The organism is Flavobacterium sp. RHBU_24 (assembly GCF_046613695.1).
Taxonomy (GTDB): Bacteria; Bacteroidota; Bacteroidia; order Flavobacteriales; family Flavobacteriaceae; genus Flavobacterium.
Window position 1 is genome coordinate 80,839 of record NZ_JBKJHD010000005.1, and the last position, 22,110, is coordinate 102,948.

The 22,110-nt window shown below is 45.4% G+C and carries 18 protein-coding genes; 7 read left to right on the top strand and 11 right to left on the bottom strand.

Annotated elements, in window-relative coordinates; all coding sequences use genetic code 11:
* Window positions 1-68: 68 nt before the first annotated feature.
* The 4 genes from ACLI09_RS07130 to hemL are packed head-to-tail and all read left to right on the top strand — an operon-like array spanning window position 69 to window position 4,082.
* Window positions 69-848 carry an enhanced serine sensitivity protein SseB C-terminal domain-containing protein gene (locus ACLI09_RS07130; RefSeq protein WP_411418909.1) on the top strand — a complete coding sequence of 260 codons (780 nt, stop codon included), beginning with the start codon at window positions 69-71 and terminating at the stop codon, window positions 846-848.
* 21 nt (window positions 849-869) lie between these two features.
* Window positions 870-1,772, top strand: coding sequence for a 1-aminocyclopropane-1-carboxylate deaminase/D-cysteine desulfhydrase (locus ACLI09_RS07135; RefSeq protein ID WP_411418910.1), 903 nt, complete (start codon window positions 870-872; stop codon window positions 1,770-1,772).
* Window positions 1,765-2,790 carry a glucosaminidase domain-containing protein gene (locus tag ACLI09_RS07140; RefSeq protein WP_411418911.1) on the top strand — a complete coding sequence of 342 codons (1,026 nt, stop codon included), beginning with the start codon at window positions 1,765-1,767 and terminating at the stop codon, window positions 2,788-2,790. The genes ACLI09_RS07135 and ACLI09_RS07140 overlap by 8 nt, the downstream gene beginning before the upstream one ends.
* A gap of 5 nt (window positions 2,791-2,795) precedes the next feature.
* The gene (gene hemL / locus ACLI09_RS07145) at window positions 2,796-4,082 is read left to right on the top strand and encodes a glutamate-1-semialdehyde 2,1-aminomutase (RefSeq protein ID WP_411418912.1); all 1,287 of its coding nucleotides are present in this window, start codon (window positions 2,796-2,798) and stop codon (window positions 4,080-4,082) included.
* A gap of 287 nt (window positions 4,083-4,369) precedes the next feature.
* Here the strand turns inward: hemL and ACLI09_RS07150 are convergent, their stop codons facing one another.
* Together ACLI09_RS07150 and ACLI09_RS07155 are read right to left on the bottom strand one after the other, a co-directional pair.
* A complete protein-coding gene (locus ACLI09_RS07150) occupies window positions 4,370-5,449 on the bottom strand; it encodes a fatty acid desaturase family protein (protein ID WP_411418913.1) in 1,080 nt (359 codons plus the stop codon).
* Window positions 5,450-5,660: 211 nt separating this feature from the next.
* Entirely contained in the window at window positions 5,661-6,305 is a 645-nt protein-coding gene (locus ACLI09_RS07155) for a response regulator (protein ID WP_411418914.1), read from the bottom strand.
* Window positions 6,306-6,483: 178 nt separating this feature from the next.
* Here ACLI09_RS07155 and ACLI09_RS07160 point away from each other — a divergent pair, with 178 nt between their 5' ends.
* Together ACLI09_RS07160 and ACLI09_RS07165 are read left to right on the top strand one after the other, a co-directional pair.
* Window positions 6,484-8,496 carry a sensor histidine kinase gene (locus tag ACLI09_RS07160; protein ID WP_411418915.1) on the top strand — a complete coding sequence of 671 codons (2,013 nt, stop codon included), beginning with the start codon at window positions 6,484-6,486 and terminating at the stop codon, window positions 8,494-8,496.
* Between the two features lie 340 nt (window positions 8,497-8,836).
* Entirely contained in the window at window positions 8,837-9,205 is a 369-nt protein-coding gene (locus tag ACLI09_RS07165; RefSeq protein WP_411418916.1) for a hypothetical protein, read from the top strand.
* On the opposite strand, the gene ACLI09_RS07170 is transcribed toward ACLI09_RS07165, so the two are convergent.
* A complete protein-coding gene (locus tag ACLI09_RS07170; protein ID WP_411418917.1) occupies window positions 9,193-10,068 on the bottom strand; it encodes a hypothetical protein in 876 nt (291 codons plus the stop codon). The genes ACLI09_RS07165 and ACLI09_RS07170 overlap by 13 nt on opposite strands.
* Window positions 10,069-10,376: 308 nt before the next feature.
* On the opposite strand from ACLI09_RS07170, the gene ACLI09_RS07175 reads away from it, so the two are divergent.
* Window positions 10,377-13,157, top strand: a complete 2,781-nt coding sequence (locus tag ACLI09_RS07175; RefSeq protein ID WP_411418918.1) for a class I SAM-dependent DNA methyltransferase — start codon at window positions 10,377-10,379, stop codon at window positions 13,155-13,157.
* A gap of 383 nt (window positions 13,158-13,540) precedes the next feature.
* On the opposite strand, the gene ACLI09_RS07180 is transcribed toward ACLI09_RS07175, so the two are convergent.
* The 8 genes from ACLI09_RS07180 to ACLI09_RS07215 all read right to left on the bottom strand — a co-directional run bounded on the left by ACLI09_RS07180 (window position 13,541) and on the right by ACLI09_RS07215 (window position 22,002).
* Complete coding sequence (locus ACLI09_RS07180) at window positions 13,541-14,530, bottom strand: aspartate-semialdehyde dehydrogenase (protein WP_411418919.1); 990 nt, start codon at window positions 14,528-14,530, stop codon at window positions 13,541-13,543.
* Between the two features lie 182 nt (window positions 14,531-14,712).
* The gene (gene mscL / locus ACLI09_RS07185; RefSeq protein WP_411418920.1) at window positions 14,713-15,105 is read right to left on the bottom strand and encodes a large conductance mechanosensitive channel protein MscL; all 393 of its coding nucleotides are present in this window, start codon (window positions 15,103-15,105) and stop codon (window positions 14,713-14,715) included.
* A 363-nt stretch (window positions 15,106-15,468) separates the two neighbouring features.
* On the bottom strand, window positions 15,469-16,245 hold the full coding sequence (locus tag ACLI09_RS07190; protein ID WP_411418921.1) for a TIGR03915 family putative DNA repair protein: 777 nt from the start codon (window positions 16,243-16,245) through the stop codon (window positions 15,469-15,471).
* Window positions 16,246-16,310: 65 nt separating this feature from the next.
* Window positions 16,311-17,570 carry a putative DNA modification/repair radical SAM protein gene (locus ACLI09_RS07195; RefSeq protein ID WP_411418922.1) on the bottom strand — a complete coding sequence of 420 codons (1,260 nt, stop codon included), beginning with the start codon at window positions 17,568-17,570 and terminating at the stop codon, window positions 16,311-16,313.
* A gap of 594 nt (window positions 17,571-18,164) precedes the next feature.
* Window positions 18,165-18,584, bottom strand: a complete 420-nt coding sequence (locus tag ACLI09_RS07200; RefSeq protein WP_411418923.1) for an endonuclease domain-containing protein — start codon at window positions 18,582-18,584, stop codon at window positions 18,165-18,167.
* A gap of 300 nt (window positions 18,585-18,884) precedes the next feature.
* Window positions 18,885-21,326 carry a bifunctional UDP-N-acetylmuramoyl-tripeptide:D-alanyl-D-alanine ligase/alanine racemase gene (locus ACLI09_RS07205; RefSeq protein ID WP_411418924.1) on the bottom strand — a complete coding sequence of 814 codons (2,442 nt, stop codon included), beginning with the start codon at window positions 21,324-21,326 and terminating at the stop codon, window positions 18,885-18,887.
* Window positions 21,323-21,613, bottom strand: a complete 291-nt coding sequence (locus tag ACLI09_RS07210) for a type II toxin-antitoxin system RelE/ParE family toxin (RefSeq protein WP_411418925.1) — start codon at window positions 21,611-21,613, stop codon at window positions 21,323-21,325. Before ACLI09_RS07210 ends, ACLI09_RS07205 begins: the two co-directional genes overlap by 4 nt.
* Entirely contained in the window at window positions 21,610-22,002 is a 393-nt protein-coding gene (locus ACLI09_RS07215; RefSeq protein ID WP_411418926.1) for a hypothetical protein, read from the bottom strand. The genes ACLI09_RS07210 and ACLI09_RS07215 overlap by 4 nt, the downstream gene beginning before the upstream one ends.
* Window positions 22,003-22,110: the final 108 nt, after the last annotated feature.

Here is a 22,110-nt window from a genome sequence, read left to right on the forward strand (position 1 = left end):
GCAATCTTTATAATTCGGTTGCAGATTTAACTATTATTACCGTTATTTGGTTGTAATAATTAGACTTCATGGGACTATTTGATTTTTTTAAAAAGAAAAACCCTCCGCAAGAACATCCCCTTACGCCATTTGAGGAAATCATGAAAAAAGCTTCGGGTGATGTAGCTTATAGAGCCGCATTTTATAAAGAACTAATCGCAAATAAACTGACGGTTATTACGTCCGGAGACGAGCCATACCAGGAAGGTGAAAAGGTGCTGAGGGAAGCTACGATAGTAGGAATATACTCCTATGCAGACGGGCGTATTCCTGTTTTTACCAGCCCGGGGCGTATAATGGACAAAAATATTATAAAAGAACGGGTACGTTTTATGGAGATGAACGCTACCGACCTCCTGAAAATTATTGGCGGTGCAACCATTTTGCTAAACCCTTATTCTGACTTTGGCAAAGAACTGCTGCCCGCAGAAGTAAAACGGATACTGGATGGTACTATATTAGGAAGCCATAAGCAAATGGTAATGGAAAAGGATACCCAGGTTCGGATTGGCCAGCCTGCGGTGTACCCGCATGATATTGTTAATAATCTTTGCCGCCTTTACAAAGAAAGGCCTACGGTTAAAGCTGCCTACATCGCATGGATACACTACCCGGAAAGTAATGAGCCGCCCCACTATATTTTTGCACTGGACATTTCCGGTGATAAAAGCGAAGTTTTTAGCGAAACTGGTTTCATAGCAAAACAATCACTAAAACCTGAGGAATTTATTGACATCGTAAAATTATCATCATCAGGAGAAGGTATTGATAATTATTTCCTAAGCCAGGAACCGTTTTACCGCTCATAACAACCTCTGCCCATTAACTAAATGAACCACCCCCTACCCCTACTCTTCCCCCACAACATTACCGTTACCATAAAACGGGAAGACCTGCTGCACCCACATATTTCGGGCAATAAGTTCCGAAAGCTTAAGTACAATATACAGGAAGCGCAGCGCCTGCGCAAAACCGCGCTGCTTACCTTTGGCGGGGCCTACAGTAACCACATAGCGGCTACAGCCGCGGCCGGAAAGGAGTATGGCTTTAAAACCATCGGCATCATTAGGGGTGATGAGCTGGTTGATAAAATTGGTGATAACCCAACGCTTTCGTTTGCAGCAGTTTGCGGCATGACGTTTAAATTTGTAACACGCGAAGCCTACCGCAATAAAACCGGGGCAGCGTTTCTGGCAGCATTGGAGGCAGAATTTGGCGACTGCTATATAGTGCCCGAAGGCGGTACTAATACCCTGGCCGTTAAAGGCTGTGAGGAGATTTTAACGGAAGAAGATGCCTGTTTTACACATGTGTGCTGCGCAGTAGGTACGGGCGGAACAATTTCGGGGCTTATAAATTCGGCGGCAGAGGGCCAGCAGGTACTGGGCTTCCCGGCGTTAAAAAATGCCCATTTACAGGATGATATCCTTACCTTTGCAAAAAGCGGTAACTGGCGGCTGATTGAAGAGTACCATTTTGGCGGGTACGGAAAAGTAACGACGGAGCTAATACAGTTTATGAACGATTTTGCTGAAAAAACCGCTATTCCGCTTGATCCGGTGTATACGGCGAAGATGGTTTTTGGCGTTATAGATTTAATTGAGAACGGATTTTTTGCGCCCGATTCTTCGATATTGCTCATACATACCGGGGGATTGCAAGGGATAGCGGGCATGAATGCACAACTCATAAAAAAGAATTTACCTACGATAAAAACACTGACGAATGATTAAAAAGATCGCAGCTTTTATAGTTTTAATTAGCCTCGCGGCCTGCGGAACAAGCAAGCCGCACATACAAACCACCAAAGCAGACAACGACCGTAAAAAGGCCCAACGCGAAAAGGCATACGCGGCCCATTCGCGGAAACCTAAAACCACTACCAAGGCTAAAACAACAAAGGAAAAAGAGTCGGTAACACTGGTAGCTACCTCTAAAACCACCGTATACAGCGAGCAGGTTAAGCAATATGTAGATAATTATAAAGGTATTGCGCAAACCAATATGAAAAAGCACGGTATACCTGCCTCTATCATACTGGCGCAGGGCATACTGGAAAGCGGCGCGGGCTATGGCGACCTTGCCGTGAACGCTAACAACCATTTTGGCATCAAATGCCATAACGACTGGACAGGCGATAAGGTGTACCACGACGACGATACAGCGCAGGAATGTTTCCGTAAATACCCTACCGCGGCAGGCTCTTTTGAAGACCACGCGGTGTTCCTTACCGGGCGCAGCCGCTATGCCGAACTTTTTAAGCTTGATAAAGACGACTATGAAAGCTGGGCAAAAGGCCTGAGGGCAGCAGGCTACGCCACTGACCCAAAATACCCGGAAAAACTAATCGGCCTGATAGAGCGTTTTGAGCTGGCACAATACGACCAGGAAGTACTGGGCGGAAAAGTAAAACCAAAACCGGTAATTGTAAAAGACCAGCCTGCCCTGGTGGAAGCCGAAAAACTTCCGGCGCAGGTAAAAACACCTAAGGTTGTTGCCCCGGGCACAACCGTTACCGTAACAACACCTGCCGAAAAGGCCCCGGCTACAATAACCCCGGCCGCTACAATACAGCAGGCCGGTTCGCCGCAACCGCCCGATACTATAGTTGCCCAGAGCTATACCGTGGCCCAGGGCGATACGCTGTACTCCATATCAAAAAAGCACAACACTACTGTAGACGAACTTATACGCCTTAACAGCCTTGAGGGCAATGCCATAAGCATAGGGCAAGTACTTAAAGTAAGATAAAAACCATGTTATACGAAAGAAGCAGCCGCCTTTTTGCCGCAGCAAGCGCGGTAATACCCGGCGGTGTTAATTCGCCCGTGCGCGCCTTTAAGGCCGTGGGCGGTACACCCATTTTTATAAAAGAAGCTAAGGGGCCCTACCTTTTTGACGAAGACGGCAACCGCTATATCGACTATATTAACAGCTGGGGGCCTATGATACTGGGCCACGCCTACCCTCCCGTGGTAGATGCAGTTATAGAGCGCGCTAAAAAAGGCACCTCATTTGGTACGCCTACCGCACTGGAAACCGAGATTGCCGAACTGGCCATAAGCATGGTGCCTAATGTTGATAAAATACGTTTTGTAAACAGCGGTACCGAGGCCTGTATGAGCGCCATTCGGCTGGCACGCGGCTATACCAACCGTGAAAAGATAATAAAATTCGCGGGGTGCTACCACGGCCATTCCGACTCGTTTTTGATACAGGCGGGCAGTGGTGCGGTAACGTTTGGCAGCCCTAACAGCCCCGGCGTTACCCAAGGCACCGCTAAAGACACGCTGCTGGCTACCTACAACGACCTTGATAATGTAGCCGGAATTTTAGCGGCAAATACTAACGAAATTGCCGCCATAATAATAGAGCCTGTAGCGGGTAATATGGGGTGCATTCCCCCTGCTGATGGATTTTTAGAGGGCCTGCGCCAATTGTGCGATGACAACGGTACGCTGTTAATTTTTGACGAAGTAATGACGGGTTTCCGCCTCGCAAAGGGCGGCGCCCAGGAGTTGTACAACGTTAAAGCCGATATTGTGGCCTTTGGCAAAGTAATAGGCGGTGGATTGCCCGTAGGGGCTTTTGCCGCGCGTAATGAAATAATGGGTTATCTTGCGCCCGTAGGCCCCGTATACCAGGCCGGTACGCTAAGCGGAAACCCACTGGCTATGGCTGCGGGACTCGAAATGCTGAAGGCGCTTAATGCTGATGCGGATATTTTTACCAGGCTTGATGCCAAAACCGCTTACCTTGAAACCGGCATCCGCAACATATTAGAAAACAAGAACATTGCCCATACCATAAACCGCAAGGGCTCTATGATATCGGTGCATTTTGACGAAAGGCCGGTAACTGATTTTGCCACGGCAGGCTACGGAAATAACGATACGTTTAAGAAATTCTTCCACGGATTGCTGGAGAACGGCGTATACATAGCGCCATCGGCTTACGAAACCTGGTTTATTACAGATGCCTTATCGTATGAAGATTTAGATTTTACGCTGGCGGCGATAGATAAAGTGGCGGAGACGCTTTAGATATTAAAAACAAACCTGACAGATTTTTAAAACATAACTGTTCATAAAGCATTTAATATTAATTTACGATCGTGTCCAGCTCCGGAGGAGCGACATATTTATAGGGAATAATTTCCGGATAGGCTCAAAAGTCCCGCAGGGATGGAATATAAATGTTGTAAATATGCCGTCCCTCCGGACTCTGACTTCTATTCATCAAATAGTTGCCATAAATTTGCCACCCCTCCGGGGTTCTATAAACCGTACAAGTTATTTTCCTTTAAAAAACTATCAGGCGCAGGCTAAAACTACCCCGCCTGCAAAGCAAACTTTTTCAAAATCCTGTAATGCGATTTTAGCGCCGCTGCAAACGTGGGGCTCTCTATATAGGGCACATTAAATTCTAAGGCGGTTTGCTTTACAATACGCCCTATTTTGGCGTAATGTATGTGGCATACTTTGGGGAACAAATGGTGCTCTACCTGCCTGTTTAACCCCCCTAAAAAGAAGGCGGCAAAGCGGCAGTCTGAAGCAAAGTTTGCCGTGGTACGCATCTGGTGTACCGCCCAGGCTTCTTCAATATTGCCGTCTTCGCCCGGTGCCGGAAAATCAGTACCCTCTACCACATGCGCCAGCTGAAACACCAGCCCCATGGTAAAACCCTGCGCAAAATGCATGGCAAGGAAACCTATAATAAACTGCCACCAGGTAACGTTAAGCACCAGTAACGGAAGCACTATAAACAAAAAGTAGTAGGCCGCTTTAGACAAATACAGTTTAATAGTATCGGTTAAAGAATGCTTTAGTACGGTATTGCCCACCTTAGCCTGGTAAAATTTTTTGTAATCTTTACGAAACGCCCATGAAATTGACGCAAGGCTGTATAGCGGGAATGCATACCAGTGCTGGTAACGCTGTATTTTATGCACCGGCTCATCGGGCGATATGCGTATAAGGTAAGGTGCTATCTCAATATCTTCGTCGTGCCCGGGTATGTTAGTAAACGTATGGTGCACGGCGTTGTGGGTTATGTTCCACACATAGGCGCTGGCGCCAAGCAGGTTAAATATCGAGCTAAGTACACTGTTTACAAATTTATTAGATGAAAACGACCCGTGTATGGCATCGTGGCATACATTAAACCCTACAAAGGCGCTAAACATGCCCAGTAGCATCGCCATACAAAGCATGGCCCATACACCGAACTGGTTTGAGATAATAAGGCTGTACAGCAAAAAGAAGCCTGTAAGGAAAAACGCGGTTTTAACCCACATTTGCAGGTTGGCGTTTCTTGTAGTGTTTCCTTCATCAAAATGAGCATCTACACGCTGGCGCACCGTTGCAAAAAATTGTGATTTTGGATTGTTTTTAAATCTGAGTTTATTCATCTATAACTAAATAGCTACAACCTTAAGTACTATTCTGTTATGAGATAGATGTACAGCAGGGTACAATGCCGGTAGAAATCCGGAATTTTCGGTCAGCCCGCTACTGCCTGTTGAAGTATTGTGCTAATATAAACGAAATAAAAACAGAAATAGTTTTAATTATTAAATATTTAACTGCTAAATCGCCATTTAATAATCAAACTTTTAAAATTTACAAAAACCCCTGTTGTATGGCCTCCTTAACCAGCGAACTGTTGTCTATTACACCAAATGCCTTTTTCATGCTGGCAATGCGTTTTTGTATACTGCTGTCAGATAGGAATACCAGGTTAGCCAGTTCCATTGCCTTATAGCCTTTTGCCATAAAAAATAATATCTGCCGGTTAGTGTCATCTACCATCAGTTCCTTTTTCCATACTTCCGTAATACTGTTGCTCACTGTGGTGCTAATGTAGGTATCGCCCCCGGTAATTGCTTTGGCTGCGTTGCCCAGGTTTTCGGGCGTAAGTTCGCTTTTGGTAACAAAGCCTTCAGGGTTTACCCGTTTAAATATGTCATACAGCACCAGTATTTCGGTATGCGCGGTAATCATTATTATTTTGCATGAAGGCATGGTTTTGCGCAGCAGTAGTGCAATATCGGTACCGTTGCGCAGTTTTTTTTCGTCATAAGCCGGCAGGTTCTGGTCTATAACCGCCAGGGTGAAAGAATCCCGCGCGGCTGCAACCGCATCGTAAGCAGCTTTGCACGAAGCGGCAATGGCAATGTTAGTTACGTTTTCAGCAAAACTTTTCAGCATTACCGTTTTGTAGCCATCTGTAGTAAAGGGGTGGTCGTCTACAAGGAGGATGTTCATTATAATGGTCAAATAGGCTTATATACTACCGAAGGTACTAAAGAGCGCGTAAATTTCTGTATAATTTATCTTAAATTTTTACTTAATGTAGTACATATCTTTCCATAATAACGCTATACCAGTATTTTAACGTATGCACATTTTTATAAAAACCATACATTTGAAAAAACAATTTTAAATGCCCGCGACTTTCTATAAATACCTGCTCCTTTTGTGCTGCTTGTGCCTTGTTTTTGGGTGCCGGAAAAAACATGAAATACAGGAAGCCCAAAGCATTATTAAACAACTGGAAGCTTCAGACAGCCTTGAGCCAAAACAACGGGTGGCGCTGCTGGACAGCCTGTATTCCAACATTAAAAACCTCAGTAACGACAGCATCAACCGTTTATTGATCTGTAAAATAGGTGCCCGATATTACAATACGGGCAATAATAAGAAACTGGGGCGTATTGCAAGGCACGTATACAGCATGGCTGAGGAATACAACGATACGTTAATAATGGCGCACGCGCACTATTTTTTGGGCGATTTTTACGACCTGGAAAATAAACCTGATAGCAGCCTGTACCATTTCCTGCAAGCCGAAAAGAAGTATATGGCCGCCCATGATACACTAAGCGCAGGACGGTCAATACAAAGCACTGCCACCATACTGTACTACAACGGCAGCTATGCAGAAACCGAAGTACAGGCCGTTAAAGCCCTGAAACTCTTTATGAAGGCGAACGACCATGAGCTTATATACGACAGTTATATGGCGCTGGGGCTGGCGCTGAGCGACATGAAAAACTATGACAAAGCGCTTGAATATTTTCACCTTTCGCTGGACCAGATTGAAGAGATGGAGAAAGACAAAGCATATAATGTTAACCTTGTAAGCAATTTAAGGGCAACCTCATATAACAACATGGGCGTTATGTATGAATATAAAAAGGAGTATGCAACCGCCATATCCTTTTACAATAAAGGCCTGGCCCTTACTAAAGTACGCAGAACATACCCCCACATATATGCCATGCTGGTAAGCAACAAGGCTTATGCAAAAGTATTAACAAACGACCTGAGCGCACCTGTAAAAGCGAAACTGTTTGAGGCTAAGGCCATTCGCGACAGCCTGCACCTTAAAGTAGGGGTAATATCCAGCCAGATGCACATAGGCAAATACTACCTAATGAAGCACGACACCCTTACCGGGCTGCGTTATATAAAAGAAGCGCTTGCCATTGCAAAAGCCATAAAAAGCGAAACCGATGTTACAAGCGCCCTTTCGCTGCTTGCGCTGTGCGACCGTAAAAACAACAGGCAATATTCTAAAGAATACTTTAAAATTACCGATAGCCTGCAGCAGGCAGAGCGCGCCACACGCAATAAATTTGCCCGTATAGCCTATGAAACTGAGCGTATTGAGCAGCAAAATAAGCTCCTGAGCAAGCGTTTTAACATAGTAGTGGCCGCCTGTGCCATACTGCTCATTTTTACTACCGGGCTTGTTATTATTATCCGGCTGAGGGCTAAAAACCGCGAACTACGCCACGCCGGCGAGCAGCAAATGGCCAACGAGAAGATATATACCCTGCTCATGCAGCAGGAAGCCGAAGCTGAAGCCGCGAAAATTAACGAACGCAACCGCCTGGCTATGGAACTGCACGACGGCATACTGAACCGTATTTTTACTACCCGCTTTAACCTCAGTCAGTTAGGGGTGCAGGATGAAGAAAAAAAGAACCGCCTCGTGCAGGAACTACAGGATACACACGAAGAAATACGCAAACTTTCGCACGACCTTAAGGAGAGCTTTTTAGCTGAAAATGAAAGCTTTACAACAGCGTTAAAAGACCTGGTGGAAAAGCAGCAGCAGCCAAACGGCCCAGTTTTTGACCTCTATATTGATAAGTTCATCAGCTGGGGGGGCGTAACGCCCGAAACCCGTGTGGCCATCTTCCGGATCATACAGGAGGCCAGTACCAATGCCCGGAAACACGCCCACGCAACTACCTGTAACATAGCGCTTATGGCGCAGGGCGAGACCATAAAACTACGCATTTGGGATGATGGTAAGGGCTTTGAGGCGAAAGCCGAAAAGCAGGGCATAGGCCTTAAAAACATTGCCGACCGCATTAAGGCCCTGGGCGGGTCGTTTACGGTAAGTTCAGAGCCGGGGCAAGGCACTGTGCTTGAGATACTTGTGTAGCATTCCGGATAAAAAAAAGCGGCTTTTTTTTACCGCCACCGTAACCCGGGGTACAGCGGTGAGGCTGCAAATCCGGGAGGGATGGCGCGGGTTTTACCAAACAACAAAAACCCGCAACAGGGAAAATCAGAATTGGTAATCAATTATAAATCAATGCATTGTGTTAACCGTGCCGCTCTAAAAGCATGGATTTTTGCAAAGCATAATTGTGTTTTTTTGGTAAGGTAGTGTGGCCTGTTAAGAAACGATATGCCAAATGTATAGTTTCTTAACATAATTTGTAGTATTATGCAGGCATAAAACGCAGGATAACTGTGTTAAATGAGGAAAAACCGTAATTATGTTTCGTTTTTCAAAAAATTACAACCGTAAAATTCGAGGGGTAAAAGCCATCCCTTCAAATTTGTCCTTGACGCAACTTTATGTGCCACTTTATACTTCACAACAGGCCTGTTTTATTCCACTTTGCGGAACAAACCGGTTAAATATAGATTTAGGTAAAAAAACACGTTACCCGCTGTATATAAAACACTTAACACCTTATTTCACAAAAAATCATCTTCCACAGTGTCTTCCACTATTTTCCACAGCCGTTTTAGCCGCCGTGCCCATACGCATTTTTTCAGCCTGTAGTACTGAACAACTGCCTTCAGTACAGGCTGTGGTTTTGGGTTGTAATTTTGCAGTGGGTTTAGGTTACGGCGTGTAGGGGGCAAATTCTTCTAACGTGTCAGAATAATATCCCGCCTCATGTTCATAAAAGTTATCATAGTAATATATCCTGTTTTTATTAGCCAGCAAATACAGGTATTGTTGTACAACGTTATTCAGGTCAAGGTACACCCATTTATTTATAGTGGTAAAGAACCGGGAATTTTTACTTACGTATGAATATGGCTTATCCAGATAGGCGTTAAACCCGTTAACATCGTTAAATTGATATAAATGTATAATTTCATGCGATAGTAAATTATTAAACCCCGGCTCGCCCGGCTTATATACTATATTACCCGGATATGCTATGCCAATACTGTTAGTATCTGCCCATCGTTTAGTATTTGAAGAAAAAATAAAATGCCCCGTTTGCAAGGTCTGGCCCAATTCAAATTTAGTTTGCAGCGCTATTCCTACGGTATATACTAAAGCTACGGGCATAACTTTATAGCGCACACTAAACCTGTCCTTAACGTTTAACTCTATCCTGCTGAAGCCATAATTAACGTGCCATCGTTCCCAAAAATTGATATTTGCAGCGGCATTTTCGACCATTGAAGTCCCTGCTGCGTTTAAAATTTTTGATGGCCATGCAAAGCCGGGTTCGCTATTCCGTACAATAAGCCGTACCATGCGCTTGCTCTCAAAAACAGCATATCCGCCAAGGGCACCCTGCCACAACCCCTTAACAAATACTTTACCCAGCTTTTCGTCAGGTTTTTTATTAATCACCGCCCCAATGCCGCCCGTTAGCGAACCCAACCCTATATTGTATAAGCCCGCCTGTGTGTCATTGCGCTGGGCAACGGATAACTGGTAAAAAAATGAAAGTAGTAAAACGGTAATTATTTTTTTCATTCATTAAATTGGTTAAGTTGATTTAATTGAAATCAAAATGTATACCATAGTTCAGCGGTTAAGATTTTGAAATGCGCCGGCACGAGTGAAGCTCATTCCCCTCCTTCGGAGGGGTGTTCGCCGCGGCGCAACGGGGTGGATTAAAATATTGTTTTCGTCTTTAAGAAAAACCACCCCATCCGCCGCGGCGGACATACCTCAAGAGGGGAATAGCTTCACTCGGAACTGAAAATCAAAACGCCTGCAACTCCATCCAAATACACCATATACCAAATTAATTGTTACTTTTATAACATTAAACCTAACCGATGACAATAAGCTGGAACGAAATTAAGGAGAGGGCTGTAAAATTCTCTAAAGAGTGGGAAAACGACTTTAACGAAGAAGCTGAGGCAAAATCGTTTATGGACGATTTCTTTAATGTATTTGGAGTGCCCCGCAGGCGTGTGGCGTCTTTTGAAATTAACGTTAAAAAAGACGGTGGAAAACAGGGGTTTATAGACCTGCTCTGGAAGGGTGTTATATTAATTGAATTTAAATCAAGAGGCAAAAACCTTGATAAGGCGCACAGCCAGGCAAAAGGATATTTCCCCGGGCTTAAGGATGCCGAACTGCCCAGGTACATACTGGTATCTGATTTTGCCCGCTTCAGGCTGTATGACCTTGAAGAAGATACCATAACCGAGTTTAAGCTTACAGACCTTGTAAAAAACATACAACACTTTGGCTTTATAGCGGGCTACCAGAAACAGGTATATAAAGAACAGGATCCTGTAAATATAAAGGCGGCCGAGCTAATGGGCAGGCTGCACGACCGGCTGGAGGCCATAGGCTACGACGGGCACAACCTTGAGGTATACCTGGTGCGCATTTTGTTTTGCCTTTTTGCCGAAGATACCACCATTTTTAACCGCCAGCAATTTCAGGATTATATAGACCAGCGCACCAGCGAAGACGGCAGCGACCTTGCCGCCAAGATACAGGAACTGTTTGAAGTGCTGAATACGCCTAAAGAAAAGCGCTTTAAAAACCTTGACGAGCAGCTTAACGATTTTCCGTATGTTAACGGAAAGCTGTTTGAAGAGCCCCTGCGCATAGCGAGTTTTGACAGTAAAATGCGGCAGGCCCTGCTGGATTGCTGCTACCTTGACTGGAGCAAAATATCGCCGGCCATTTTTGGCTCGATGTTCCAGAGTGTAATGAACCCTAAAGAGCGGCGCAACCTGGGCGCGCACTATACCAGCGAAAAAAACATCCTTAAAGTTATTAAGCCCCTGTTTCTTGACGGGCTTTGGCAGGAATTTGAAACCATAAAAAGCAATAAAAATAAACTACAGGAATTTCATAAAAAGCTAAGCGAACTGAAATTCCTTGACCCGGCGTGTGGCTGCGGCAATTTCCTGGTGATTACATACAGGGAGCTGCGCCTGCTGGAAATGGACCTACTGCGTGCCATGAACAAAACGGGCCAGGGCTTTTTAAACGTGGCCGATATTATTTGGCTGGATGTAGACATGATGTATGGCATAGAGTATGAGGAGTTCCCCGCGCGTATAGCCGAGGTAGCCATGTGGCTTATGGACCACCAGATGAACATGCTGATAAGCAACGAGTTTGGGCAATATTTTGCCAGGCTGCCGCTAAAGAAAGCTGCTACCATAGTGCATGGTAATGCATTGCGTACCGACTGGGCCAGCCTTATCAAACAGGAAGAAGATTCCGACACCTCGCAGGGATGGAAAAATTTTTCGTACATTATAGGTAATCCACCTTTTATTGGAAAGCACCTACAAAACGAAGTACAAAAAGAAGACATGAATCTCGTGTTCGCAAATCGTAAAGGGATAAATATTCTTGATTATGTTTCGGCCTGGTATTTCAAAGCAGCGCAATTTATTCAAGGTACAAAAACAAAAGTTGCTTTCGTTTCAACAAATTCAATAGTGCAAGGCGAACAAGTTGGGGCTTTATGGAATTTACTTTTTGCTCAATTTAAAATCAAAATTCATTTTGCACATCGAACATTTTCGTGGAGTAACGAGGCGAAAGGAAATGCGGCTGTTCATGTTGTAATTGTTGGTTATGCAAATTATGACACAAATAGAAAACTAATTTTTGAATATGAGAATATAAAAGGTGAAGCCCAAGAAATAGAAGTAAAAAACATTAATCCGTACTTAGTTGAGGGAAAAGATTTTGGATTGTCGGCAAGAACAAAACCAATTTCGAAAGTTCCCGAAATGCTTTATGGAAACAAAATTGTTGATGGCGGGAACTTTTTGTTTAACGATGAAGAAAAAGCACACTTCATCGAACAAGAACCAAAAGCAGAAAAATTTTTCCGACATATTCTTTCAGGCGATGAGTTTATAAATGGTAAAAATCGTTGGATTTTATATCTGAAAGATATTGAACCAAGTGAACTGAGAAATTTACCTTTGATAAGGCAACGAATTGAAAAAGTTGCAAAATATCGCTTAGCAAGCACAAAAACACAAACAAGAGAGGCAGCAAAAACACCAACGCTTTTTGCGGAACCGAGACAACCAGGAAATGATTTTCTTTTAATTCCAAGAACATCATCAGAAAACAGATGTTATCTACCTTTGGGTTTTTACACGAAAGATTTTATCGTAAATGACAGTTGCACTGCTTTACCAAACGCAACAAACTATCATTTCGGCATTTTGACTTCTACAATGCATACAGCCTGGATAAAATATGTTTGTGGAAGACTAGAAAGCAGGTTTAGATATTCTAACACTATCGTTTACAACAACTTCCCGTGGCCCGAAAACCCATCAGACAAACACATCAACGCCATAGAAAAAGCGGCGCAAAAGGTTTTAGATACCCGGGCAATGTTTCCTGATAGCTCACTGGCCGACCTGTACCATCCGCTTACCATGCCCCCCGCATTAGTAAAAGCCCATAACGAGCTGGATAAGGCCGTAGACCTTGCCTACCGCCCGCAGCCTTTTGTTAGCGAAGCCAAGCGCATGGAGTTTTTATTTGAACTGTATGAAAAGTATACCGCCGATTTGTTCAGCAAAGAAAAACCGAAGAAAACACGCAAAGTAAAGGAGTAACGGTGTTTACCACGTACAGTAGCAACCGTGGCATTCCCCCGCTGCGGCGGGGTGGCTGAAAGCCGGGGTGGGTTACGTACAAATTTTAACTTTTAATTCTAACCCACCCCACCCTACGGGCACCCCTCCGCAGGAGGGGAATGAGCTTCACTCAAACCTTGAAAAATCTGCGATAATCCGCGTGTTCCATGTCGACTGAAGCGCAGCGGAATGGAGACATCTCAAGTAACAAATGTACACTCATATTAAAAAAAAGAGATTCCTCCACTTCGGTCGGAATGGAAAAAACGCGTTCCATCTACAAAACAAAAAACTCCCACCTTACGATGGGATTTACTATATTAAAACGTTGAGATTCCTCCTTCGTCGGAATGGAAAGCAAACTACACTAACCCCTTCGCTACAAGATACTCGGCAATCTGCACGGCGTTAGTAGCGGCGCCTTTGCGAAGGTTGTCGGCCACGATCCACATATTAAGCGTGTTGGGCTGGGTTTCATCGCGGCGGATGCGGCCCACAAAAACATCGTCTTTGCCTTCGGCATACAGCGGCATGGGGTATTCAAAGGCATCAATATTATCCTGAACGGTAATGCCCGGCGTGTTCTCTAAAATCTGGCGTACTTCGGCCACGTCAAACTCACGGCTAAACTCTATGTTTACGCTCTCGCTGTGCCCGCCCACGGTAGGGATGCGCACGGTGGTAGCCGTAACCCGTATGGAGTCGTCGCCCATTATCTTCTTGGTTTCCTTAACCATTTTCATCTCCTCTTTGGTATAGCCATTCGCCTCAAACACATCTATTTGCGGTATGGCATTACGGTGGATGGGGTACTTATAGGCCATTTCGCCCTCTATGCCGACGTACTCGTTTTCCAGCTGTTTTACGGCCTTAACGCCCGTGCCGGTAACGCTCTGGTAGGTAGAAACCACCACGCGCTCTATGTTATATTTTTTGTGTAGCGGGTTAAGCGCCAGCACCATTTGTATGGTAGAGCAGTTAGGGTTGGCTATCACTTTATCATCGGCAGTAAGCTCAAACGCGTTGATTTCGGGCACTACCAGCTTTTTGGTGGGGTCCATCCTCCAGGCGCTGGAGTTATCAATAACGGTAGTACCGGCTTCGGCAAACTTGGGCGCCCACTCCAGCGACGTGCTGCCCCCCGCCGAAAAAAGCGCTATTTGCGGCTTCATGCTTACGGCAGTTTCAAGGCCCACAACCTTATACTTGGTTCCCTTATACTCCACTTCCTTACCTACCGACCTTTCTGAGGCCACGGGAATGAGTTCGGTTATCGGGAAATTACGTTCCGCCAGTACTTTAAGCATTACTTCGCCTACCATTCCGGTAGCGCCTACAACAGCAACTTTCATAATAATAGTGTTATTAATAAATTATATTGAGCCAAAAGTAGTTATAAAACGGTTTGCCCGCACAAAAATATAACAAAGAAAAACCGCCCCCTAAGGACGGTTTTGTTAATAATAGAATATATAGTATAGCGGAAACTTCTAATATAACATAATGTTACAATTGTAACAAAATTATGGTAATGCTACAGGCGCGGCTTGTTTTGTAATGCATCGCGTATTTCCATAAGCAGTTTTTCTTCATTGGTAGGTGCAGGCGGCGCGGCAGGAGCGGCTTCCTCCTTCTTACGGATTGAGTTAATGCCCTTTACAATAAGGAACAGCACAAACGCCACCACTATAAACGATATAACGTTACTAAGGAAGTTACCGTACTTAACCCCGGCACCCCAGGTAAGCTCCTTAATATTCTCAAGGCCGGCTTTTTCAAGAACGGGCGAAAGGATAAGCGGGGTAATAATATCTTCAACCAATGATTTTACAATGGCCCCAAAAGCAGCACCGATGATTACACCAATGGCCAGGTCCATTACATTGCCTTTTACCGCAAATTCTTTAAATTCTTTTAAAATAGCCATAATGATTCAGGGTTTTAGTTTAAAATTTGTTTTCTGGTTATGCTAAGTTACAAAAAGTAAGCTATAGTTTACAGAAAAAGGTGTTATAGCGGTGTGAAAGGGTGTTAAAAGCGGTGATGGTTGATGGTTGATGGTTGATGGTAGCTTCACTCAGAGTCAAAACATCCGAGTGAAGCTTATTCCCCTCCTTGGGAGGAGTGGCTGAAAGCCGGGGTGGTGGTTATACCTCAAAAAATTATCAGCTTTATGAACCACCCCACCCTACGGGCACCCCTCCGAGGGAGGGGAATGGGATACGTGCTACGTACGTAAAACATCTGAGTGAAGCTGCTCCCTCCCTTTCGGGGAGGGCTGGGGAGGGGATTAATTCTTCCCCTCCTTTTCGTTTAAATATTTCCAATACCGTTTCGGCACATGTTTTATGTGCAGCTTCATGTTCTTGCGGGCGGGGATGTTAGTGCTGTTAAAATAATCCTTCCACAGCAGTGAGGCCAGTTCCTCCGTTTCATCCTGCAGTGCAGCAGGCAGCACAACTTTTGTAGTGTCGATATTGGCCACGAACTCACAGGTAATTTCTTCAACGGTTTTCAGGTTGTAATACAGGCCGTACTTACGTTTGATGTCGTAAATAATCCATTGCTGGTCGGCATAGCGGTCCTTAAAAAACTTACTAATGAGCGGCAGCACATTAAAATCAGGGGCCACCGGGCAGTAGTACATACCGTCAGCCGTTTTCTGGAACCGGATAAACGCTTTCATACGGTGCTTTTCGCGGTTTACGCTTTTATCCATCTTACTGACGGCCATTACGTAGGGATTGCCAAAATTAGCCTCCGCGCCCGGCGGGTTATCAAAAATATAGCGCGCGAAATTAAACAGGTCTTTAAACGTTTGCGGGTCTTCGCTTAGGTAGGCCTTGTAGAACATAATTTCCCAGCGCTTGTCCATCTTTTTGCCCATTGCCGTCCACACCCGTTTGGCTTTAGCCGCGTCGCTTACTACGGTATAGGGTTCCTCAAGCATGGCGGGCTGGTAGTACTTATCCCAAATTAGATCCACGGCCTTATCCTTCCGCTCATAACTGTCAAACACAGCCGTAAGCAGTCCCTCAAATGAACCGTCAAAAACGTAAGCTATCAAATTTTCTATTTTTTATGTTCTATTTTCTATTGTCTCACATCTATTATCTATCATCTCACCGTCTCTCAAAATAATGAAAGTTGGTTCTGCGCCGTCTTCAAATACTTGCTGTTGCTCTCTGCCAGTATCAGCCCTTTCAGTTGCGGGGCATCGGGTTCGCTAAGGCTGTAGGGGCTGTCGGCACAGCGGATAAAGTGCTTGGCACGGTTGTAGGCAATGCCTATTTTTTGCAGCTGGTAACTGTACAGCCGCCCAAATTTCCGCGCCTGTACAATCTTATTGGCTGAGCCCACCCCTATGCCCGGCACGCGCAGTATCATTTTATAATCAGCCGTATTAATGTCTACGGGAAACTGGTGCAGATTGCGCAGCGCCCAACTCAGCTTGGGGTCGATATCCACATCCAGGTGCGGGTTTTTAGGGTTGAGCAGTTCCTGCACGCCAAAGCCGTAAAAGCGCATGAGCCAGTCCGTTTGGTACAGGCGGTTTTCGCGAAGCAGTGGCGGCTGGCTGCCTATAACCGGCATGCGCGTATCGTGGCTTATGGGGATATAGCCGCTGTAATACACCCGCTTAAGCGAAAAGTTTTTATAGTACTGGTCGGCGCTGTACATAATCTCCATATCGGTTTCGGGTGTGGCGCCTATCACCATCTGGGTGCTTTGGCCGGCAGGCACAAACTTGGGCGCGCTTTTTATCAGTCCGGTTTTCTTCTCGTCCTTATATTGGGTTATGGCGTTTTGAATAAAGCCCAACGGCTTCTTTACGTCGTCGTGGCTTTTGTCGGGAGCCAATAGTTTAAGCCCTGCCTCGGTAGGCATCTCCAGGTTAATGCTCATACGGTCGGCATAGAGGCCGGCTTCAGTAAGCAGTTCCGGGCTCGCGCCGGGTATCGTCTTTAAATGAATATAGCCGTTAAACCGCTCTTCCAGCCGCAGCCGTTTTACAATGCGCACCAGGCGTTCCATGGTGAAATCAGCATTCTTAAAAATCCCCGAACTCAAAAAAAGTCCCTCTATATAATTGCGGCGGTAAAAGCTCATGGTAAGCTCCACCACCTCATCTACCGTAAATGCGGCGCGTTTTACATCGTTGCTTTTGCGCGATACACAAAAGGCACAATCGTAAATACAATGGTTGGTAAGCAGTATTTTGAGCAGCGACACACAGCGGCCGTCTTCGGTATAGGTATGGCAAATACCGTTGCTGGCATCGCCTATACCGCCATTTTCGTTCTTGCGCTTGCTGCCACTTGACGAACACGACACGTCATATTTTGCAGCATCGGCCAGTATATTCAGCTTTTCCCTTATCCGATCGCTCATATTTGAATATTTTCTTCAAATATAAGAAAATATTATTTAGTTAGTTTGGTTTTAACCATTGTCTAACGGAGAATTGGAACACTAATGACACTGATACTGCGCAAACGCTGATTTGAAGTATGAGTGAAGCTATTCCCCTCCTGCTGAGAGGAATGGAATACTTGCTACGTGTGTAAAACACCTGAGTGAAGCTATTCCCCTCCCGCGGAGGGGTGGCTGCAAGCCGGGGTGGGTAAATTTCAAAATTATCACCAGGCTATAAACCACCCCGCCCTGCGGGCACCCCTCCGAAAGGAGGGGAATTGGATACGTGCTACGTGTGTAACACACCTGAGTGAAGCTATTCCCCTCCTGCGGAGGGGTGGCTGCAAGCCGGGGTGGTAAATTTCAAAATTATCACCAGGCTATAAACCACCCCGCCCTGCGGGCACCCCTCCGAAAGGAGGGGAATGCGATACGTGCTACGTGTATAAAACACCTGAGTGAAGCTATTCCCCTCCTGCTGAGGGGAATGGGATACGTGCTACGTCTGTGAAACACCTGAGTGAAGCTAATTCCCCTCCAGCGGAGGGGTGGCTGCAAGCCGGGGTGGGATTATACACTATAATTATCAATGACGAACTGTTCCAATTCGGTCATTACATTATCCAAGTCATGTAAAACCCTTACATATGAAATCCGGTATACTTTCAATCTCAACGATATTAAAAATTCGTCACGTTTCCTATCGTAATCTTCTTTTTCGTTATGTACAGTGCCGTCGATTTCTATTATTAAGCAAAGCGACTTAATATAAAAATCTACAATATAATTCCCTATAATGCGCTGCCTGTCAAAATCAATCTTGTAAAATTGCTTTTTGTTAACTTGTTTCCAAAATACTACTTCAGGATAATTCCCTGCTTTCCGTAATTTTTTTGACCAATCTTTTAAATCGTGATTGGCCGGGAGATTATAGATATAGTTACTATAAATCGGCTTTCCATTTATATGTGCTATAACATCCCTGTTCATAAAGAGGCGTTTTGTAAAGATAATTATGTTACCCACCCCGCCCTGCGGGCACCCCTCCAAAGTAGGGGGAATAGACTCGTGCTACGTCTATGAAACACCTGAGTGAAGCTATTCCCCTCCTGCGGAGGGGTGGCTGAAAGCAGGGGTGGTTAATCTTCTAAAGTTATTTATTAGATTCGTGAACCACCCCGCCTTGCGGGCACCCCTCCAAAAGGAGGGGAATGCGATACGTGCTACGTGTGTAAACACCTGAGTGAAGCTGCTCCCTCTCCTTCGGAGAGGGGCCGGGGGTGAGGCCAATTACTCCTTAAAAAACACCCGCTTAACCCGCTGCGAAATACTGGTGAGTATCTCGTACGGAATGGTGCCCAGCGCCTGTGCCATTTCTACAACAGTGGGGCTTTCGCCAAATACAATGGCCGTGTCGCCCTCTTTGCAACTGATACCCGTAACGTCTACCATAAGCATATCCATACAGATGCTACCCAGTATTGTGGCCTTTTGCCCGTTAATAGTTACAAAGCCGTTACCGTTGCCCCATGCACGCGGAATACCATCAGCATAACCTATTGGCAGGGTGGCGATGCTGGTGGTGTGCTGCGCCATAAAGCGGCGGCTGTAGCCCACACTATCTCCGGCGGGGACTTCTTTTATCTGTAGTATCACCGTTTTTAGCGTACCCACAAGTTGCAGGCTCTGGCGCTCGGTCGCGTCGTTGCCCACGCCGTAGAGGCCTATGCCCAGGCGTACCATGTCGTACTGCGCTTCGGGGTAATTGTAGATGCCCGAGGTGTTAAGTATGTGCCGCATGGGCTGTATGTTAAGGTCGGCCATCAGCTGGTTTGACCATGCCTCAAACTTGCCGAACTGCTCCACCGTAAAATCACGGAACTGCAAATCATCGCTTGCAGACAAATGCGAAAAGATACTTTTAACCGAAACAAGGTTATTGTTCCGCAGCAAATCTGTAAGCTCTTTTAGCTGGTTTTCCTGGAAGCCCAGGCGGTGCATGCCCGTATCGAGCTTTAAGTGTATGGGGTAGTTGCTCAGGTTTTTCTGCTGTGCCATAGCGATAAACGCACGCAGCTCTTTAGCGGAATAAATTTCCGGTTCAAGGTTATACGCCGCCATAGCCGCGAAGGTAGTGCTCTCGGGGTTCATCACCATTATGGGCGTACTGATGCCCGCGTTGCGCAGCGCGATGCCTTCATCGGCAAAGGCAACACCCAGGTAATCTACCTTTTCGTGACTCAGCGCCTTGGCAATTTCGTAACTGCCCGCCCCATAGCCAAAGGCTTTTACCATTACCATAACTTTGGTCGTAGGCTTAAGCCTGCTCTTATAAAAATTGAGGTTATGGATAACGGAATTGAGGTTAATCTCCAGTACTGTTTCGTGCGTCTTCTCCTCCAGGAACACCACAATTTCGTCAAACCGGAAACTGCGTGCGCCCTTTATCAGCAGGGTTTCGTCTTCAAAGCCTCTTGCTAACGGATGGTTCAGGAAGTCCTTCGTGGTTTCAAAAGGATAGAAATTCGGGAAGCTGGCCAGCTCGCGGCTTATCGTTTCCCCAATGCCTATCACCTGGCTGATGTTGTGCCCGGAAAGCAGTTTGGCTACCTTGCCGTACAGCACTTTGGTATCAAACCCACTCTGGAACACATCCGATAATATAACTGTTTTTTTCTGGTGCGTTTTCTGCTGCTCTAAAAAGTCGAGCGCTATTTTAAGGCTCTGGTAGTCGCTGCTAAAACTGTCGTCTATCAGCGTGCAGCCGTTAATGCCGTTCTTTACCTGGAGGCGCAGCTCTACCGGATAGAGTCCGGAAATGCGGTCGGCTATCGTCTCTGTGCTATAGTCTAAATGCAGCATGAGCATGATACAGCTTATGGCATTTTCGACAGAGGCGTTATCAATAAACGGCACGTGAATTTCAAAATCGCCACGGTAGTGTAGTGTAAGTGTAGTGCCCCCGTTTTGCAGCTTTTTAGCAATGTTTACGTGTGCCGTAGCATCGTCAAATCCCCAGGTGAACGTATTTATATGCTCAGCCACTAAAGCGGTTACGGCAGCATTATTTTGCAGGATAAGCGTTTTCACATGGATAAACAGTTGCAGCTTTTCGGCTATCTTCTGCTCCCGCGAAGTAAAGCCCTCATCGTGCGCGGCGCCGATATGGGTCAGTATGCCAATATCAGGGCGGATGATGGGTTCCAGCTTTCGCATTTCGCCCACGGTAGAGATACCCGCCTCAAAAATACCCAGGTCGTGGTGTTCGTTAATGCCTATCACGCTCAGCGCCACCCCCACCTGCGAGTTGTAGCTGCGCGGGCTGCGGATGATGTTATATTCAGGGCTCAGCAGGTAGTTGAGCCACTCCTTAACAATGGTCTTGCCATTGCTGCCGGTAATGCCTATAACGGGGAAGCTGTACAGCCCGCGATAGTATACCGCAAAGTCCTGCAGCGCTTTTAAGGTATCGGGCACCAGGTAAAAGTTGGCTTTGCCCTTAGCGTCTTCTGGGATTTGGCTCACCACAAAGTTTAGCACCCCCTTTGCCATAAGCGCGGGGATAAACTGGTGGCCGTCGCGGTTTTGCCCGCCCAACGCAAAGAACAAGGTACCTGAATTGTTTTGCAGCGACCGGCTGTCGATAGACACGTTGTCTATCTCCATATCGGGCTGCGGGCCTTCAAATTGGGCTTTTAAGGCAGTGGTGATATTGTGGGTGTGTACGCTCAAGGGTTAGGTTTTTCTGGATGTTGCCTTGTGCCAAAAACACGGGATATAGTTATTGAATCTTTTCTAACAACATAAATGAGTTTCATATTCCATAATACAGTAAACCTAACATTAGGTTTACCTGCAGAAGATAGAATAGGATATTTTTCGGGAAAAAGCAGTAAACTATCAGCCAACTTATGAACTTCTTCAAATACCATTACCGCATTTTGTGGGCTGTCTTTCTTTATGTATTCAATTATTGCAATTAATTCTGAAGAAGCTTTTTTAGTCCATTGTATCTTCATGAACCAAAAATCATTCGTTTTACTTCTTCAGTAGTATACGTTTCAAGAGTGCCGTTTTCAAGTTGTTGTATCGTATCATCTAAATCTTCCATAAACGATCCATGTGTAACAGCTTTGCCTTCAGCATCGTAACCAACAATGTTTGCTTTATCTAAAATTTTGCGCTTCACTTCCTCTGAAGTATAAGTTTCCATAGCGCCTTCCCTGAACTCAAGCAGTGCGGAATGTATGTCTTCAATATATTGCTTTTCATAGATAACGTTTCCACTGGCATCATAACCTACAACGTTTTCTTCGTCTAAAAGGTTGGCTATTTTTTCAAGTAGCGTATCGTCTGACAAACCGAGAATGCGTTGGGCAACATTTATTTTTAATTTCTCTGATTTCATGGCCGTATGTTTCTATCAAAGTTAATCATTTTTTTGAAGTATGCATACATCAAATTTGATTTCCATATCGGGCTGCGGGCCTTCAAATCGGGCTTTTAAGGCAGTGGT